The following is an 18404-nucleotide window of genomic DNA, read 5'->3' as shown; positions in this document are numbered from 1 at the left end:
CTTAATTTTCCGGCAGGGATACAGTTCCCAACCAATAATTGCTGATTTCACGTGTCACCTCCACCAGGTCATGAAAATTCACCGGTTTGGAGATAAAGGAATTCACTCCCAAGTCATAGCATTCGAGAATGTCATTGTCTGCTCTGGATGTGGTGAGCACGATGATCGGGATTTTTTTGAGAATTGGATCTGCTTTCAACAGCTTCAAAGCTTGCCGCCCGTCCATTTTTGGCATATTGAGGTCTAGCAAGATGAGGCCAGGATTGATGTGTTCCTTTCCTTCAAATTTTCCTTTTTTGGTTAGAAACTCGATCAACTCCTCACCATTTTCCACGAAAAAGACGGAATTGGGAATGTTGTTTTCGCGAAGAGCCTCCTGCAAAAGAATCTGATCATCCGGATCATCATCCGCCATCAGGATTGTCACTTTACTGTTTATTTTAGCATTCATAGGGTAGTGAGATTGATTAGCTACTTGCTGGTAAGATAACTATAAATTCTGACCCTTTTCCTTCTTTACTTTTCGCGAGTATCTCCCCTCCATGATGAGTGGCGATTTTCTTACATATCGCCAGTCCTATTCCTGTCCCTTCAAATTCATTTTTGCCATGAAGACGCTGAAAAACGTTGAAAATTTGCTCACTGTAGCGTTCATTGAAGCCGATCCCATTATCTGCGACAGTCACTTCGATATACGTCTCATACTTGGGTTTGAAAGCATATTTTTCTGAAACAGCCATTGCATCTAGCTTTTTGCCGGTTATCCGGATCAAAGGCAACTCATCTGGCTTAGAAAATTTAATGGCATTGCTCACCAGATTTTGGAACATACGCTGAATCTGACTTTTCACACCCAAAACGGCAGGGATCTTTTCGACTTCCACTGTAGCCTCTTTGCGAGATATCTGATCAAACAGATCTTCTTGGATTTCATCAAACACCTTGTGCAAATCTACTTTGCCCGGGAGCTCACTACTCCTGGTAATTCTGGAAAATGCCAGCAAATCTTCGATCAAATTCTGCATTCGCTGTGCAGCCACCTGCATCCGGTCGATATAGTTTTGACCCATATCATCGAGATCATCCCGGTACTTGGTCAAAAGCCGATCTCCAAAAGAGCGGATTTTGCGCAAAGGTTCCTGCAAATCATGAGATGCCACATAGGCAAACTGCTCCAAATCCTCATTGGACCGCTTGAGCTCTTGGGTATAATTGGCCAGCTTGATACCGGTTTCCTTTTCCTTGGTGATATCAGAAAATGTCACCACAAATCCGTCCTCAAACTTTGTCGCCAAGACTTTAAACCAAGTCAATTTCCCATCCAAGTCATATTCAATCTCGGACTGAAAATCCCGACCTTTCTGGGTAACTTTCTTATACTCATTGAATAAGAATCCTTTATTGCCAGGAAACACCTCCAACAGCCTTTTGCCGACAAGCTGCTCCGCATCTCTTTTGGTCATGAATGTCGAAGACTCATTGACTAGAATGTATTCAAAATCCTGGATTGCTCCCTGCTCATCCCTGATCGCTTTCAGCGCCATAATACCGTCTCTGGAGCTATCGAGCACATTTCTCAGCAAATTGCTAACCTGCTTGTTTTGCTGTGTCGCCTCTTCCAAATGATCCATGGCTTTAGCGAGATTTTTAGATTTTTTATCCCGCTCTTCCAAGAGCTGTACAGCACGGCTGAACAATAACAAAACCCCTCCAAAAGCGATCAGCGCTATCACCAATAGATTGATAGGTGTCAGTTTTTTGAAACTCCCCTCATCCTGTAGCTCTTCCAATGTCAGCGATCGATCGATCTCAGTAATATCCTCTGCCAGTCTTCTGATCTGGTCCATATTATCCTTCCCCGAGGCCAAAAGGGTCAATTCTTCGGGCTGAAGAATAGGCGTCTCTCTTTTGACAGCACCCAAAATCTGCTCGATGATCTCCATTTGTCCTTCGACCAGATCTCTGAATCGATCTACTTTTTCGGCGATCGCCTCCTGCCCGGAGGTAATACTGTCCAGAAGATTAAGATGTGGTGGGATCTGACTTTTAGCTTCAAAATAAGGCTCCAGATATGACTCCTCATCACTTAGCTGGTAGCCACGATGGCCTGTTTCGGCATCCTTGATCAAAGATAGAATCTCTGTCAGCGTCTGGGTCGTAAGATTGGATTCCCTGACTTTTTCTACAGATTTGACGTAGTTATTGAGGTTCCAGTATGTCCAGATACACAATACAATCAGTCCTCCTATGATCAGGGAAAAAAGGATCCTGAGACTTTTTAAATTCATAATATTCGGATGGCGTAGGATATTAATAATCCTGGATGTTATACTGTTTCAGCTTATTGTAAAGTGTCTTTCGGTCGATCTCCAGCAGTTCCGCTGCTTTGGACTTATTGTAGCGACTGGCTTCCAAAGCATGAAGAATCGCTTCTTTTTCCGCTTCCTCCGACGCTGCTTTCAGAGTCTGATTGCCATCTTTTTCTTCTTGAATAGCCACTGTTTGAGTCAGCCTCGGACGGGTAATTTCGTCCGGCAAGGCACTCTCTTCCACAAAATCTCCTTGAGTAAGCAGGACAGCTCGCTTGACGACGTTATTGAGCTCACGCAGATTGCCGTACCATTGATAATTGAGAAAATGATGTAAAACCTCGTCGGAAAAGCCCTTGACAGATTTTTTCAAAGCTGTATTTGCCAGTTCCAAAAAGTGTTCTGCAAATAGTGTGATGTCGTTTTTGCGCTCACGCAAGGGAAGAAGAGTGATTTTGAATTCATTGATCCGATGATAGAGATCCTCTCTAAATTCCCCATTTTTGATCGCCTCATTCAGGTTTTCATTTGTGGCTGCAATGATCCTCACATCGATGGAAATATCTTTTTGACCGCCGATCCGCTTGATTTTTCTCTCCTGAATGACCCGCAACAGCTTCACCTGATTCTCATAGCTTAGATTTCCTATTTCATCCAAGAAAATCGTTCCTCCATTGGCAAGCTCAAAACTACCCGGCTTATCGGAAATAGCTCCTGTGAAAGAACCTTTCATATGACCAAAGAGCTCCGACCCTGCCAATTCTTTAGGCAAAGCGCCACAATCAATGGCTATAAAGGGCTTACCGGCTCGATCACTTTTGTTGTGGATCGAGTTGGACACAAACTCCTTTCCTGTCCCCGTCTCTCCGATCACCAACACAGACATATCAGTAGGCCCGATGAGATCAATATGCTCCTGTACTGTTTTGGAAGCCTTGCTCGATCCAAAAATAAACTTCTTTGAATCTCCAGTTACGGATTTCTTTTCCGTCTTTGGTGGGGCCTCTCCAGATCTGATGCTGTTTTTCTCCTGATTTTTCTGGATGGTTTCTTTGACTGTCACCAATAATTCATCCGGATAAAGAGGTTTGGTCACATAGTCATTGGCTCCATATCGAAACGTCTCTACAGCAGTCTGTACATCACTATATCCTGTGATAATGATGACTGCGGCCTCTGGGCAGAGCACTTTGATCCGCTGAAGCGCCTCGACACCTGTCATATCCGGCAAGCGATAATCGCACAGAATCAAATCAAAAGATTCGTTTCGAAGCAGCTTGAGGCCATCTTCTGCCTTGTAGACCACCTCTACATCGTAGGAGGATTTTTTTAAAAAGTTAGAAAGAACCTTGCATAGGTCCTGATCATCATCTATTACTAAGATTTTTTGATTCATAGCTGGGGGCTTAATAAGAGTAAGTTAAAGAGCTTGGATGAGCTCTGCTATTTTTTTCTTGCTGAATGGTTTGGGTAAGAAATGGTCGGCTCCATGCTCCAGCACCTTTTTTCGCTCAGAATCATAGGCGCTGATCACAATCACCGTTTGGTTTTTTGGAAAGGTTTTAATGTAATCCAACATTTCAAACCCGCTTCCATCAGTAAGGTTTAAATCAAGGAATATTAATTGGTATGTATTTCCGCTAAATTTCTTCTTGGCATCTTTGATTGTGTTCACAAATTCATTGGGAATCCCCAAAGAGATCAATTGAAATGAAAGCAGCCGGCACAAGTCCTCTTCATCATCTATAATCAGTGCATTCATTAAGTTCGGTCTATTATCGTATTATGCCCATTTATAATGAATTTCATGCCATCCTGATAGCGAGTCAGAAGACCACTTTTTTACCAAAAGTGTAGAAATTAATCCCCGACTTAGTGTGGAAAAATTTCCACACATCTCAATCCCTCAGTCTAAAAATCAGAAGCAAACTCTACAGACTCCAGGTCTTTCCGACGTCTGAAAGTGGAATACAGCCTTGATACGGCCCAGGAATCGGATCGTAGTTCAATACGTTTTCGCCGACCTCTTCTGAACTGAAATATGCCCATAGCACCATCGATTTCATCCCCCGATAAAATCCTACTGGCTCACTGGGCCCTACGGATGTACCCCAGACATTTTTGGGGAATTTTGGTGATGCTGCTTCATGGGCTGCAAAACAGGAAGCTTTGTCCTCTGCACTCAGCTTTGCAAAAACATCTCCATAGTTGGACTTGCACTCCGTATTGAATTTTTCGATTTCCTGTACGACTCCTTTTTGAGCCTCTTCACTATATGTCCTTGCATACATCCGGTCTATAAAAATGTCCGCTTTGACATCCAATCCTCCTGGAGTTTCGGTTTTGGGCAGGAGAAAATCTACAAAAGAAGATATAAAATTAGCCTGCTCCTCATTGAGAAACTCCGGGCTCCATGACAAGCGATCCTCTTGAGCGCATGACTGAAGGATCCCTAGCATCGCTGGTGCTCCTACGGCAGCCCCAAGTCCTAAAACTGATCTTTTAAGTGCTTCTCTTCTATTCATGGCTTAGAGATTTTGTTTTTTAAGTTCGGATACGGCATGATTGGCAGCCCGGGCAGTGAGCGCCATGTATGTCAGGGAAGGGTTGACACAAGAGGACGATGTCATGCAGGCTCCATCTGTCACGAATACATTCTTGCAGGAGTGCACCTGATTGGTCCCATTTAATACCGAGGTCTTAGGATCTTTGCCCATCCTCGCTGTCCCCATTTCATGGATTCCATAGCCCATTTCGTGCTTATTATCAAAGTCTATGATATCCTTCAATCCTGATTTTTCCAGCATCTCTCTAGCGTCGATACGGATTTGTTCGTTAAGAGCAAGTTCATTTGGTCCCCACTCTGCATCGATACTCAAGGTAGGTTGTCCCCATTTGTCCAACACATCATGATTCAGATAGACTTTGTTTTGATGACTTGGGAGACATTCTGCAAATCCAGTGATGAAAAACTCCCAAGCCCCTGGAGTCATCAATCCATCCTTGAAGTCACCACCAAAACCTTCTTGGTTGCTTCCAGCTCCCCATCCATGACGATAGCCTCCTCCTTGAAATCCGTAACCTCTCACAAACTTGTCGCTTTGCGGGCCATCTTTGAGATTGACATAGCGGGGAATGTAGATACCGTTGGGTCTGCGACCTTTGTAGTATTGATCTTCAAATCCCTCTACCGTACCCATCGCACCGATTCGATAGGTATGATCCATTAAGTTGTGTCCCAACTCGCCGGAATCATTACCCAGTCCATCCGGAAATCTATTAGACGTAGAATTGAGCAAAATCTGAGTGGTACTCAATGTAGATGCATTTACAAAGACAATCTTTGCTTTGTACTCAATGTCTTCTCCGGTCTCCGAATCGATGATCCGTAATCCAGAAGCTTTCCCTTTTTGCTCATCATATAGAATGGATTGAACGATAGAATAGGGTCTAATCGTCAAATTTCCGGTGGCATTCGCCGCAGGCAGCGTCACTGCATTGCTTGAAAAATAAGCTCCATAAGGACATCCTCTGTCACATCTATTTCGGGATTGGCACTGTCCACGACCATTCAGCGGCTGCGTCAAATGTGCCACTCTTCCGATGATCATATTTCTGCCCGGAAAATCTTTCTCAATTCGGGACTTCACTTGTTTTTCGACACAATTCAGCTCCATTGGAGGCAAAAAATGTGAGTCTGGCAATTGGGGAAGACCGAGTGCTTCACCACTGATACCGGCAAACTTCTCCACATGTGTATACCACGGCTCAATATCCTGATATCTAATCGGCCAATCGACGCCATGGCCATCTTTTGCATTTGCTTCAAAATCCAAGTCTGACCAGCGATAAGTCTGCTTGCCCCAGAGCAGGGAGCGACCACCCATCTGATGAGCTCTCACCCACATAAAGGGCTTCACTTCCGTGTAGGGATTCTCCAGATCATTGGCATGAAAATGCTCATTAAATGCGCCGATAAAACCTGATCTTCCTCCTTGTGGATGCTTGGCTTTTTGCTCAGGTGTCAATCCCCCCCTCAACTCATGATCCCAGGGGTCCAGATTCATCGTGGGATAATCCACCACATGCTCCACAATTCTGCCCCGCTCAAGCACCAGCGTTTTAAATCCTGCTTCGCAAAGCTCCTTGGCAGCCCATCCTCCGCTGATCCCGGATCCGATCACAATCGCATCATAGGTCAGGTTTTTATCTGCATCAATATTAAAATTGGCCATTTGTAATAGGTTTATTAGAACCTTAATATTAGGGATTTTTCCGAGCATTCAGCCCTCATTCCTCTGAAAGAAACCGAATTAAAGTCTCATCGGATTTTATTTTTTTGAAAGATCCATCTCATTAAATGCTCTTCATCTGCCGAATCAGTGGATGGAGTAAGAACACAAATGCCCCCAGTTCATGCTGCTGAAGATTTATCCCACTTTGACCTTGCCATCAGCCATTTTTTCACCTATTTTCCTTCTATGAAAAAAACCTACCTATTGCTAGTCTTTTCATGGATTTGCAGCGTCTCTTCCGCACAGCAACAGCTCAGCGATACTGAGAAAAAACTCCTGGAACTAGTCGACAAAAACTATCAGGAAACAATCGCTCTTTTAGAAGAAGTGATCAACATCAACTCGGGTTCTCTCAATAAAGAAGGCGTGCGAAAAGTGGGCGACGTTTTTGCTCGGGAATTTCAAAAAATTGGATTTGAGACGGAATGGGTCGATGTACCCGAAGAAGTAAACAGAGCAGGTCATTTAGTCGCCAGTAGAAAAGGAACCCAAGGCAAGAAAATATTCATCATCGGCCATCTGGATACGGTTTTCGAAAAGGACATGCCCTTCACGCCATTCACTTGGCTCAATGACTCCACCGCGACCGGACAAGGTGCTAATGACATGAAAGGTGGAGATGTTTTGGCTTTAGCCAGTCTCAAAGCACTTCATCAATTGGGCCTTTTGGACGATCAAACTATCACCGTTTATTTCAACGGAGACGAGGAAAGCTCCGGTGATGTAGGACTCTCCCGCAAAGACTTCATTGCCCGTGCCAAAACTCATGATATCGCTTTGGCCTACGAAACAGCTCAGGGTTTCAGCACCGTCACCGTAGCAAGAAGAGGAGCGAGTGGCTGGACTTTGAAAACATCAGGCAAGCAGTCTCACTCCAGTGATGTCTTTAGGGAAAATGTAGGTTTTGGAGCTATCTATGAAGCAGCCAGAATTTTGGATGAATTCAGGGAAGAGTTGGCAGGCGAACAATACCTCACTTTCAATCCCGGCCAGTTTATCGGCGGGTCCGATATCTCCTTTGATGAAGTCTCAGGAAAAGGGGAAGCTCTCGGCAAAACCAACATAGTGGCCCGGGAAGCCTTCGTCACTGGGGATCTAAGGTTTTTGGGAGAAGCTCAAAAAGAAAACGCCAGAGCAAAAATGAAAGAAATTGTAGCCAATCACCTCAACCAAACTGAAGCAGAGATCACCTTCAAAGACGGACTCCCATCGATGGAGCCCTCTGAAGGAAACTACGAGTTGGCAAAGATCCTCAACCAAGTCAGTTTAGAAATGGGACTGGGGGAAGTCCAAACTGGAGATCCGGGCAGTAGAGGAGCGGGAGATATTTCTTTTGTAGCCCAATACCTAGACTGCTTGGATGGCCTGGGCGCTTCTGGGTCTGGAGCCCATGCCCCTGGTGAAACGATCAATATGAAGCAATTTCCCGATTTGATCAAAAGAAACACCATTCTGCTATACCGACTCACTCGCTAGAGCCTCATATCCCCCAATACCAACTCTTATTTCATTTAGCATTACAACTCCATGCTGACTACCAAAGCTATCATCTATCAGGTTTTCACCCGACTCTTTGGCAACACAAATACGACCAACAGACCTTGGGGAACCAAAGAAGAAAATGGAGTAGGCAAATTCGCTGACTTTACGGACCTAGCACTTGAGGAAATCCGAAAACTAGGCATCACCCACATCTGGTATACTGGTGTACCTCATCATGGTGTCATCGGGGATTTTCCTGAGATCGAAATTGAATCAGATGATCCCGATGTAATCAAGGGAAGAGCAGGATCTCCCTACGCTGTGCGCGACTATTATCAAGTCAACCCTGATCTGGCTGTCGATGTGACCAAGAGGATGGAAGAGTTTGAAGATTTGATCCAGAGAACTCATCGAAAAGGGATGAAAGTCATCATTGACATAGTGCCCAATCACATCTCCAGACACTACCTTGGCAAAAACAACCCGGAGGGCGTGGAAGATTTTGGAGCTCAGGACGACAAATCTGTAGCTTATTCCAAGCATAATAATTTCTACTATATCCCAGAAGAGGCATTTGAAGTACCAACTCCAAAAAACAACTATCGCCCACTGGGAGGAGAAAAACATGCCCTTTCAGATGGAAAATTCGACGAGTTCCCCGCCAAATGGACCGGAAACGGTTCCCGACTAGCTCGTCCTGACTTCGACGACTGGTTTGAAACTGTAAAAATCAACTATGGCATCCGGCCCGATGGAAGCAAAGATTTTGACGAGCTGCCAGAAACTTCTGATTCCTGGGATTGGAAGACTCATTTGGATTTTTGGCAAGGAAAAGATGTCCCAGACTCGTGGGTGAAATTCCGAGACATCGCTCTCTTTTGGTTGGAAAAACAACTAGACGGCTTCCGCTTCGACATGGTGGAGATGGTCCCAGTAGAGTTTTGGTCCTACCTCAACTCTCATATCAAAAACAAAAAGCCAGATGCTTTTCTGATGGCAGAAGTGTACAAGCCCGCACTTTACAGAGACTATATTTTCAAAGGAAAAATGGATTACCTCTATGACAAGGTAGAGCTTTATGACACGTTGAAATATATCCTCCAAGGTCATGGCTCGACAGATGTACTTCCTTCTCTGCTGGATTCTCAAAGAGACATCGAGCATCATTTGCTTCGTTTTTTGGAAAACCACGACGAGCAACGGATTGCCAGTCCTGATTTTGCTGGGAATCCGTGGAAGGCACTTCCTGCCATGGTGGTTTCGGCGACAGTTTCCACCTCTCCCGTGATGATTTACTTTGGGCAAGAGGTAGCTGAACCTGCGGCTGAAAAGGCCGGATTTGGAGATCCCAGTCGCACTTCGATATTTGACTATATCGGCGTGCCACAACATCAAAAATGGATGAATGAGGGTAAATTTGACGGAGGTAGGCTGTCAGACAATGAGAAGGCACTGCGAAACTACTATTCCGAAATACTCAATTTCACCTTAAACCACGAAGCTTTGATGGGAGAGTATGCTGATCTGCATGCTTTCAACCGAGCTTCCAGCCCTGGCTATAGCCACAGGCAGTTTTCATTTGCCAGATGGACCCAGTCCGAAAAACTCGTCATCTGCACCAATTTCGATGAATATCAGCGCATCAGCACTACCTTGAAGCTTCCTCCAGACTTGCTCGATGCCTGGCATTTACCATTGGGAGAAAGAGAAATCCGCGAGGTCATGTTTGGCAAAAAAAACACCCTATTGAAAGTATGGGAGTCTGGCGCAGAACTGAACCTGGAATTGGGCCCTTGGGAATCTGCAGCATTTCTAATCTCCTGAATAGGCTCCTAGACCGCCTTTTGCTCTGAGAAGTCTACCTTTATGAAAGCTCCGCAAAGAGAGACCAAGGCCGTGATCACGAAAAAGATCATACTGAAAGCCACTGCTGCCGCCTCATCAATACCTGCATAAGTATGGGCGTAAACGAAAACCAACTCCCGAGCACCTACCCCTCCGATCGTCAGAGGAAGAATGGAAACAATCGATGAGAGTAAAAACACCAATTGATAGGCCATGATCTGCTGCTCTATCCCCAGTGCCAAAAGGATAAACCACACGCAAAAAAGCTGTGCGATCTGTCCGGCAAAAGACCATAGCATGGCCGGCCAGAAAGAAGGCATAAAGTCTTTGAACATCAGTTTTTGCATCAGCCAAAAGGCAGGAAAAGTCAAGACGATCCCAGCCACCATGAGTCCATTCCACCAGTTGCTTTCCATCCAAGGAATGGCGATGTCCACCAGCAGAAAAAACCCGAACATCAGAAAAACAATGGAAATCAAGCCTCCTAACCTATCCAATAAGGCTGCCTGAATCAGTTTTTTGACAGGAGTCTGATATTCTTTGTGTAGCAGATACACCTTGTAACCGTCCCCTCCGATCCCTCCAGGAAGAAAGAGATTGTAAAACATACCGATCAGGTACAGCTTCCAGTTTTGCAGCTCAGATATGACCAAGCCGATATTTCTGAAATACAGGTTAAGGCGAAAAGCCGTAGCTACTTTGCTGAAGACAAACAGAAGAATGGCAGGAACAAACCAGATAAAATTGGCTGCTTTAAGCAGCTCAAGCAGTTCTCCTGTATCAATTTTTCGAAATACGAGATACAACGCCAGACCTGTCAAGACCAGCTTGAGTAATGTCTGGATTTTCTTTTTCAAACCGCCTTGCTTTTCAGCCACTACGCTTTCATCAGAGATTCGATATCTACTTTTTCAGGAACCACCGCTGGGTCAAGCGTCCCTGTGAAAACAGACCTCAGGGTATAGGTCTTCTTGTCTTGGGATTCAAAATATGTACGGACAATAATCTCCGCAATGATTCCAGTAGTAATGAGTTGAATCCCTCCGAGCACCAGCATAAACCCTAAAATCAGGATAGGTCTGCCCCAAATATCTTCTCCCATAAGCTTAAGAATCAACAAATAAAAATTAATCAGCACACCTATCAAGAAGGAGATCAAACCGATACCGCCAAAAAGGTGAATCGGTCGCTGAAAATACTTCTGAAAAAACAGCATCAGGATCAAATCGGACATCACCTTGAATGTGCGGCTCAATCCATACTTGGACTCTCCGTGAATCCGAGCGTGATGCTTCACATCCACTTCCGTCATTCTCGCACCTTGCTGCTTGGCCAATACCGGGATAAATCGATGCAACTCCCCGTACAAGCCCATGTTTTGGGCGATCTCGGCTTTATACACTCGGAGCGTACAGCCATAATCATTCAGGTAAACTTTGGTAGAGTTACGGATGATCCAGTTCGCAATTTTGGAAGGGATCTTTCGAAGCACAAAGCCATCTTGTCTATTGGCACGCCTTCCTGCTACTACATCCCAGTCCTCATCGATAGCTTTGCGGAGCATCACCGGGATATCGCTTGGGTCATTCTGCAGATCCCCATCCATGGTAGCGATGTACTCCCCCTGAGCATGATCTATTCCCGCAGCCAAAGCCGTGGTTTGTCCATGATTTCTGTTAAAAATCAACAGCTTGGTTCTGGAATTGGCGTACTTTTTCACCTCAGCGACAGTGCCATCCGTAGAGCCATCTTCGATCAAGATCACCTCATAATCCAAGCCGTCCAGAGCGGAATAGCTTGCCTGAAGTAGCGGTTGGATATTTTTTTCTTCATTGTAAATGGTAATGACTACGGAAATCAGCGGCTTGCTCATGGGATAAAATTTGGTCAAAAATACGCCAAATAAATTCTAGGGGCAAAAGTCCCCATTTGATATAGCTCATACAACAGAATATTTGGCTGCCAGTTCCCAAATCAGTTTATCTTTGTGCATGATTTTTTCCAAATCACCCAGCCTTCAGATCAATCCTTGGGTACTAATGGGCATTTTTTGCCTTTTGATAGGACCTTTTGCTTTGAGTTTCCACATGAACTATCCCGATGAAATGTACTATCGGGATGCCGCTGTGGAAATGATGAGAAATGGCGACTATCTCACAACCTATCTGGGATCTGGAGAGCTGCGTTTCAAAAAACCGATTTTGACATATTGGGCAGTTTTGGCTGGATTCAAACTCTTTGGGGTCAATGCCTTTGCCTCTCGGTTTTTCTTTTTGCTGGCCGGAGCTGCCACAGTGGGATTGACTTTTCGTCTTTCGAAGGTTTTATTCAACTCTGAAAAAATAGCCGGGGTATCCGCTTTGATCATGGCCGCCAATCCTGTTTTGATTCTTTCCTCTGGTCGATCTATCCCGGATGTGCTATTGGTGTTGACGATGACTATCAGTGCTCTGGGTTTTGCCACTTATTTGAATACTGAAAAAACTCCTCCAAAATGGGCCCCATGGGCCTTGTATGGTGGCCTGGCATTGGCATTTGAAGTAAAAGGACTACCCGCTGCAGCTTTGGGAGGCATCGGGATTTTCTATTTGCTCATCAATCCTTGGCACAAAACTTCTCTCAAAACTCTCATTCATATCCCGGCCATATTGGTCAGTCTATTCATTGCCTTGTTTTGGTTTGTGGCCATGTGGAAGATCCACGGACCGACTTACCTAGACAGCTTCTTGGGAGATCAGGTCGGAGTTCGAGTTGCTTCCAAAAGCTTTTTGGTTTTCAAGCACGGCTTGATCGCCACCGGAGTACTTCTAGCCATGTTTATTCCATGGGTATTGTTGGCATTGCCACAGCTAAAGAGCACCCTCAGAAAGACCTGGAAATCTAATCCCCAGTTCACGGGGTTTGTTATTCTGTGGACTTTGGCCATTCTGGGAATGAGCGCGATGACCTCAGTATTTTACGAGCGATATTTATTACCTGTAGCTCCAGTCTTGGCTGTTTATTTGGGCTGGATCTTAGTAGAAGGTAATTTCGAGTCTAGAAAGTTGGGACTAAAAATCTCAGCGTGGATCTTTTATACTCTGAATCTTATTCTCTTGTTGGCAGGTTTATACTTGGGGACCAAAGGACACATTGCTTGGTTTAGGCTCCTTCTGATCGGCCTGTCGTTGGCCTACCTTGGCAGACTCCTCTTGTCCGGACAAAAGCTTCCCAAAGTCATCAGCTATTCTTGGCTCTTAATCTTTCTGGGATATTCACTCTTCACCTCTTTGATATCCTTCCCTCATCCCGGACAGCAGCTTGCTCGTTACTTTGCGACTCAAGACGACCTAGCTCCCAAGGAAATGGCCTTCAAAGGAAACGACCATATCAGCTCAAAGATCAGAATTTCTCTTTATCCGAAAACAACATTGGTCAACTTAGAAAAAACAGGCTGGAGGGAACGATTAGACTCATTTGACCACCTGATCATCGAGGATAGATTTTATGACTCCCTGGATCAAAAGCACTTTCTTGAAGATTTTCATACTGTCAATTGGAGCTCTAGAGCCATCCCAGAACTGATCGATGCACTCGGCAAAACCGAATTTGACAGTTTGCTGGAAGCCAAAGGAAAGAAGTACTATTATCTCCGCAGGATTTCTGCTCAATAAGAATCGATCACGACAGGATCATAAGATTGGAGTCGGGACCAAAATTGGATTTTGGCATTTCTCACAAAGACATCTCTGAAATAAATCGGGAACTCCTCCTCATAAACTAGATTTTCAAAGGTCGTCACTGCTTCGGGAGAATCCTGATGGAGACTTACAAAGACCCCAACTTTATCCCGCCCTACCTCATTTTCCAATCCTTCCCATAGATCAAACTGATTGCGACGAGAACCCATCTCTGCCTGATACGGTTGAGGATGATCCGGGAGATAAAAAGCCAATTCTGAGGCGACATGATAGCTTTCTGAAAAGTAAAAAGGCTGCTCAACTCCCAAACTATCTTTTAGGTATTCGACCCGATGAGCGATATCCTCATAGCCCGTCATCCTTCTAAAAACAGCCACCTCAGCGAGCTCCAGTCGCGTCGCCTTTTTCCATCCAAATGCTTCAGGCAGTAGCAGCAAGACTGGCAGGCCTAGTCCAATTGCAATTCCCCAGTTTCGTACTTTTCGCCATTTTTCCGACTGCTGATCTGCTACAAAAGCAAGCACAATCGCCAGCGGAGGATAGCAGAAAGCCGGCCAGTTGGCCAACACCTCAGTCAGCAGACTCATAGCCCCAAAGAGTAGCAAAGTCACTAGGATAGGAAGAGTCAATAAAAGCACCGAAGGCATGCGTTGGATAGCTTTTGTTTTTAGCCCAATCCAAAGAAGTGGAAGAAGGAAAAGAGATACTATCCCCAGCTGACTTCCTACAAATGTCAAGAAGTCAATCACAACCTCTAGAAAGCTCCGAGTGGCCTCCTCCTCTCCTTGCACCCCACCCAACGTGGCAATATGCTTAAATGTCTGAAAGTCATTTTGAACATTCCAGATCAGGCTAGGCAAAAAGCCCAACAACAACACTCCAGTAAATACCAAGCCTTTAGAAAAGAAAGTTTTCAGCTGTCCTTTTAGAAGCAGATACAATCCCAAAGCCGGAAGCACCAGAATCATGATCGGCTTGGAGGCCAATCCAAATGCAGCTGCCAACCCCGCAAAAAGCCACCACTTCCATTCCTGAGATTGCAGTGCCTTGGCAAGGAAAAACCATGTCAGAACCCAGAAAAACATCAGTTCCGAATCTGTCATGTGAAATGTCGTAAACAGCAAGAAAAACGGCATGGAAGCCAAAATCAAACTAGCCCAAAATGCGATCTTTTGGGAGCGAACTAGAAGAAAGGCCAACTGAAAAATCAGCCAAGAACTTCCCAGCCCAAACAGAATCGGTACTAGCCGCACCGAAAGCTCTGAAACCCCGAAAAGAGAGGTAGATAAATAGTTGAAAACAGCCACCATAGGCGGCTTGGAGTAATAATGCCAAGCTAGATTTTGGGACCAAAGCCAATACTGAGCCTCCTCGGTAAAAAGATCGATTTCTGGTCGAAGGGTAAAGGCAATCTTGATCAGAACCAACAAGCCCTGCGACAACCAAAAGAGGGCTTGGTAATTTTTGAAAAGCTTCATATGGGCAAGTTAACCCAAAAAAAGCCCCCTGAGTTTCTCAGGGGGCCAAAAGATGAAAATTTAAATTTTTATTGTTTTGCCAGCACTACTTTTTCTTTGTGCTTTTTGATCTGCCTTCTCAATCCTTCGATAGCTTCATCTGCCGCTCCTTCGAAAGAGTCTGTTTGGTGTTTGGCAAAAAACTGTTTGCCGGGCACGTTGAGTTTGATTTCTACTATTTTATTCTCGTTTCTTTCATTTTTGTCCAAACGCATAAAGACCTCACCGTCGATGATTCGGTCATAGTAGGTATCCAATTTGTCGGCTTTCTTCTGAATAAAATCGATCAATTTACGATCGGCATCAAAGTGGATAGAGTGCATCTGCAGTTTCATATTGATTTGCATTTAGGGTTGAACAATTAATTAAATTATGCTTTAGGATGTGCCTGTTCAAACACAGCCTTCAGTTTTTCCATGGAGTTGTGGGTGTAGACTTGCGTGGCAGCAAGATTGGCATGACCGAGTAGGTCTTTGACAGCATTCAGGTCTGCACCTTTATTGAGCAGATGGGTCGCAAAAGTATGTCTCAGCACGTGGGGACTGCGCTTGCTGGTCTGCGCGAAAAGGTCCAAATACTTTCTGACAATGCGATACACCATCATAGGGTAGCTTTTTTTTCCTGAATTACTCACAATAAAATAGTGACTTTGTCCTGCTTTCGGAAATGTTTCCTCAAATACTTTTTGATATGAAATAATATTCTGCCGGAGCCCTTTTGTGATGGGAATTATTCGTTCTTTTTTTCGTTTCCCCAGCACCTTGACTTGATCTTGATTCAGTTCGATGTCTTCCCATCTCAGCACAATCAATTCCGATAGCCGGACCCCAGTGAGATACAAAAACTCCATAACCATCCGGTCTCGTTTGCCTCTGAAATCATCTTCATATACGCTCTCTTCTAATACGGAAGCAATGCTCTTTTCTTGTACAAACTCGGGGAGTTTTTTGGGGTTTTTAAGGGATTTTAACTTATAGGTAGGATCCTGTATGATTTCTCCTCTTCGTAGTAAAAACTTGTAATATGACCTCAGAGTGGCGATTTTTCGATTGACTGACGTACTACTCAGCCCCTGCTCCACCAGATCAATCACCCAGGCTCTCAGCTCTTTAGGATCAGCCTGAGCGAGCTCCTCTTTTTCAAAAGAGAGCTCCAAAAACTCGGACAGTTGAGTCAAGTCACGTTCGTACGCTTCGACAGTATGTGGACTGCTTCTTTTCTCGTATTGGAGGTAGGTGACGAAGGATTCGATCATAAATAAGTGTTCTGACATCAATATAGAAAATCAGGCAGACTTCCGCTGAATAAAACTGGAAAACCAATTTGAATGTGATTGCGTGTCAGTCCGAGCGGAGTCGAGCATTTCTTCCAATAATCCTCCGACCCCACCCAGGGTGACATAGGGCCGAAACAAAAAATCCGAGGCGTAACCCTACGATTTACAATGGCCACAAAAAAACCGGCAAGCCTTTCGGATTGCCGGTTTCTATTTTGATTCATCAAAGCAAATTATTTGTTTGCTTCCTCCTGCATTCTCTGCTTGTAAGCAGCTTTGATGACTTGATCTCTCTTCTTAATGGAAGGTTTGGTGAAGGCTTGTCTTGCTCTCAATTCTCTGACAGCGCCAGTTTTGTCAAACTTCTTCTTGAAACGCTTAAGCGCTTTTTCGATAGATTCGTTTTCTTTTACGTTTACTATGATCATGTTTTTACACCTCCTTTCGCGGGTGCAAATGTAGGGAAATATTATAACAAAAAGAAAGTAAGCAGATTTATATTTGGATTACTTAGTGCAAAGGCCCTATTTTCGAGAAAATTAATTAGCCCTATGAAAAAAAATACCCTGTTTATCTTATTGACTTTTTTAATCTGCATCACAAAATTTTCTGCCAGCCATGCCCAAGAAGCCGATTCAAAAATGGACTGGTTTCAGCAAGCCAAATTGGGAATATTCATCCACTGGGGGATTTACTCTGTGAATGGAATCGATGAATCTTGGTCTTTCTTCAATGATTACATCAGCTATGAAGACTACATGAAGCAAGCGGAAGGCTTCACTGCCTCCAACTACGATCCTGAGAAGTGGGCTAAACTCATCAAAGAAAGTGGCGCCAAATACGCTGTACTCACGGCCAAGCACCATGATGGGATGGCTCTTTGGGACACGCAGGCCTCCGATCTTTCGGTAGTCCAGAAAACACCGGCCAAAAAGGATCTGGTCACACCATTTATGGATGCTTTGGAAAAAGAAGGCATCAAGAAAGGGATTTACTTTTCTGTTTTGGACTGGTCTCATCCCGACTATGACCGACAGACCCGTAGCACCTACCGCTACAAAAATGATCCGGAAAGATTCCGGAAATTCACCGATTTCAATTTCGAACAGCTGGAAGAACTTTCTACCCAGTTCAATCCCGATCTCTATTGGTTTGACGGAGACTGGGAGCATAAGCCGGAAGAATGGAGAAGTGCTGAGCTCAAAAAGAAACTATTAAGTCACAATCCCAACTTGATCATCAACTCAAGACTAGGTCCTGGCTTTGGCGACTATGCGACACCAGAGCAGGGTGTCCCTGTGGCTAGACCTCAAAGTGAGTTTTGGGAGCTCTGTATGACTATGAACAACAGTTGGGGATATCAGGGCAATGATCACGCTTATAAATCCCCAAGTGAGCTCCTAAGGATCTTTGTGGATTGCCTCCACATGGGAGGAAATCTTTTGATGGATTTCGGCCCTAAGCCTGACGGAAGCATCCCAGAAGAAGCCGAGCATATTTTGAAAGAATTTGGCCGCTGGACTTCCAAGCATGAATCAGCCATTTACAATACCCAAGCCGGCATCCCAGATGGTCACGTTTATGCCCCGACGACCTTATCTCCTGACAAAACCATTCTTTATATCTACCTCGACTACAAAGTCAATGAGTCTTTGGCTATAAAAGGCCTTAAAAATAAGATCCAGCGAGTCTGGGTAGTCGGCAATGGCACCAAGCTCCAAGCCAGAGAGGTGGGCAAGATGTACTGGAGTGCCGTTCCGGGCATGAAATACATCGATATTCCTGACAATGTCTATGACAAGGACATCACTGTGATCGCAGTATTACTAGATGGCCCTGTGGATCTGTACAGAGAGCATGGACAGGTGATTGAAAGCAATTAAGAGGTCGAGAAGTAAGGAAGTTGGAGGTTTGATTAAGCAGTCTCTTGATCAGTGATCAGAAAAAGCTAAAGGCTAAGGTTTGAAAGCTGAACTTGAATCTTTGAATTACGACCTTTA

Annotated in this window: 16 protein-coding genes; 4 read left to right on the top strand and 12 right to left on the bottom strand. The window is 44.6% G+C overall.

All coding sequences use genetic code 11. The features are described 5' to 3' along the window. Position 1 precedes the first annotated feature (1 nt). From G460_RS0110120 to G460_RS0110095, 6 genes are all read right to left on the bottom strand, one after another. Positions 2-451, bottom strand: a complete 450-nt coding sequence (locus G460_RS0110120; protein WP_026955244.1) for a response regulator — start codon at positions 449-451, stop codon at positions 2-4. 16 nt (positions 452-467) lie between these two features. Then, the gene (locus G460_RS21750) at positions 468-2288 is read right to left on the bottom strand and encodes a sensor histidine kinase (protein ID WP_051316002.1); all 1821 of its coding nucleotides are present in this window, start codon (positions 2286-2288) and stop codon (positions 468-470) included. A gap of 22 nt (positions 2289-2310) precedes the next feature. Beyond that, entirely contained in the window at positions 2311-3705 is a 1395-nt protein-coding gene (locus tag G460_RS0110110; RefSeq protein WP_035464296.1) for a sigma-54-dependent transcriptional regulator, read from the bottom strand. 24 nt (positions 3706-3729) lie between these two features. Further along, positions 3730-4071: a response regulator transcription factor gene (locus tag G460_RS0110105; RefSeq protein WP_026955242.1), complete on the bottom strand. Its 342-nt coding sequence runs from the start codon at positions 4069-4071 to the stop codon at positions 3730-3732. 169 nt (positions 4072-4240) lie between these two features. Then, on the bottom strand, positions 4241-4834 hold the full coding sequence (locus G460_RS0110100; RefSeq protein ID WP_026955241.1) for a gluconate 2-dehydrogenase subunit 3 family protein: 594 nt from the start codon (positions 4832-4834) through the stop codon (positions 4241-4243). 3 nt (positions 4835-4837) lie between these two features. After that, a complete protein-coding gene (locus G460_RS0110095) occupies positions 4838-6544 on the bottom strand; it encodes a GMC oxidoreductase (RefSeq protein WP_026955240.1) in 1707 nt (568 codons plus the stop codon). A gap of 246 nt (positions 6545-6790) precedes the next feature. On the opposite strand from G460_RS0110095, the gene G460_RS0110090 reads away from it, so the two are divergent. Together G460_RS0110090 and G460_RS21745 are read left to right on the top strand one after the other, a co-directional pair. Next, a complete protein-coding gene (locus tag G460_RS0110090; RefSeq protein ID WP_026955239.1) occupies positions 6791-8080 on the top strand; it encodes a M20/M25/M40 family metallo-hydrolase in 1290 nt (429 codons plus the stop codon). Positions 8081-8131: 51 nt separating this feature from the next. Further along, positions 8132-9910, top strand: coding sequence for an alpha-amylase family protein (locus G460_RS21745; RefSeq protein WP_035464295.1), 1779 nt, complete (start codon positions 8132-8134; stop codon positions 9908-9910). Between the two features lie 8 nt (positions 9911-9918). Here the strand turns inward: G460_RS21745 and G460_RS0110080 are convergent, their stop codons facing one another. Next, positions 9919-10788: a lysylphosphatidylglycerol synthase transmembrane domain-containing protein gene (locus G460_RS0110080; protein WP_245578722.1), complete on the bottom strand. Its 870-nt coding sequence runs from the start codon at positions 10786-10788 to the stop codon at positions 9919-9921. A gap of 20 nt (positions 10789-10808) precedes the next feature. Continuing rightward, entirely contained in the window at positions 10809-11804 is a 996-nt protein-coding gene (locus tag G460_RS21740; RefSeq protein WP_035464291.1) for a glycosyltransferase, read from the bottom strand. A gap of 166 nt (positions 11805-11970) precedes the next feature. Between G460_RS21740 and G460_RS0110070 the strand changes: the two genes are divergently transcribed. Continuing rightward, positions 11971-13584: an ArnT family glycosyltransferase gene (locus tag G460_RS0110070; protein ID WP_211226747.1), complete on the top strand. Its 1614-nt coding sequence runs from the start codon at positions 11971-11973 to the stop codon at positions 13582-13584. On the opposite strand, the gene G460_RS0110065 is transcribed toward G460_RS0110070, so the two are convergent. The 4 genes from G460_RS0110065 to rpsU form a co-directional block, all read right to left on the bottom strand. Continuing rightward, positions 13578-15089, bottom strand: coding sequence for an ArnT family glycosyltransferase (locus G460_RS0110065; protein ID WP_026955236.1), 1512 nt, complete (start codon positions 15087-15089; stop codon positions 13578-13580). The two genes, G460_RS0110070 and G460_RS0110065, sit on opposite strands and share 7 nt — an antisense overlap. 68 nt (positions 15090-15157) lie before the next feature. Further along, positions 15158-15463, bottom strand: a complete 306-nt coding sequence (gene hpf, locus G460_RS0110060) for a ribosome hibernation-promoting factor, HPF/YfiA family (protein WP_026955235.1) — start codon at positions 15461-15463, stop codon at positions 15158-15160. A 35-nt stretch (positions 15464-15498) separates the two neighbouring features. Further along, complete coding sequence (locus tag G460_RS0110055) at positions 15499-16383, bottom strand: tyrosine-type recombinase/integrase (RefSeq protein ID WP_026955234.1); 885 nt, start codon at positions 16381-16383, stop codon at positions 15499-15501. Between the two features lie 254 nt (positions 16384-16637). Continuing rightward, entirely contained in the window at positions 16638-16832 is a 195-nt protein-coding gene (gene rpsU / locus G460_RS0110050) for a 30S ribosomal protein S21 (RefSeq protein ID WP_026955233.1), read from the bottom strand. A gap of 123 nt (positions 16833-16955) precedes the next feature. Between rpsU and G460_RS0110045 the strand changes: the two genes are divergently transcribed. Then, positions 16956-18287: an alpha-L-fucosidase gene (locus G460_RS0110045; protein ID WP_026955232.1), complete on the top strand. Its 1332-nt coding sequence runs from the start codon at positions 16956-16958 to the stop codon at positions 18285-18287. Positions 18288-18404 lie beyond the last annotated feature (117 nt).

Origin of the sequence: Algoriphagus vanfongensis DSM 17529 (genome assembly GCF_000429465.1) — a bacterium.
GTDB lineage: Bacteria > Bacteroidota > Bacteroidia > Cytophagales > Cyclobacteriaceae > Algoriphagus > Algoriphagus vanfongensis.
Note: the sequence above shows the minus strand (reverse complement) of the source record. Positions and strands in the feature narration are given on the sequence as shown.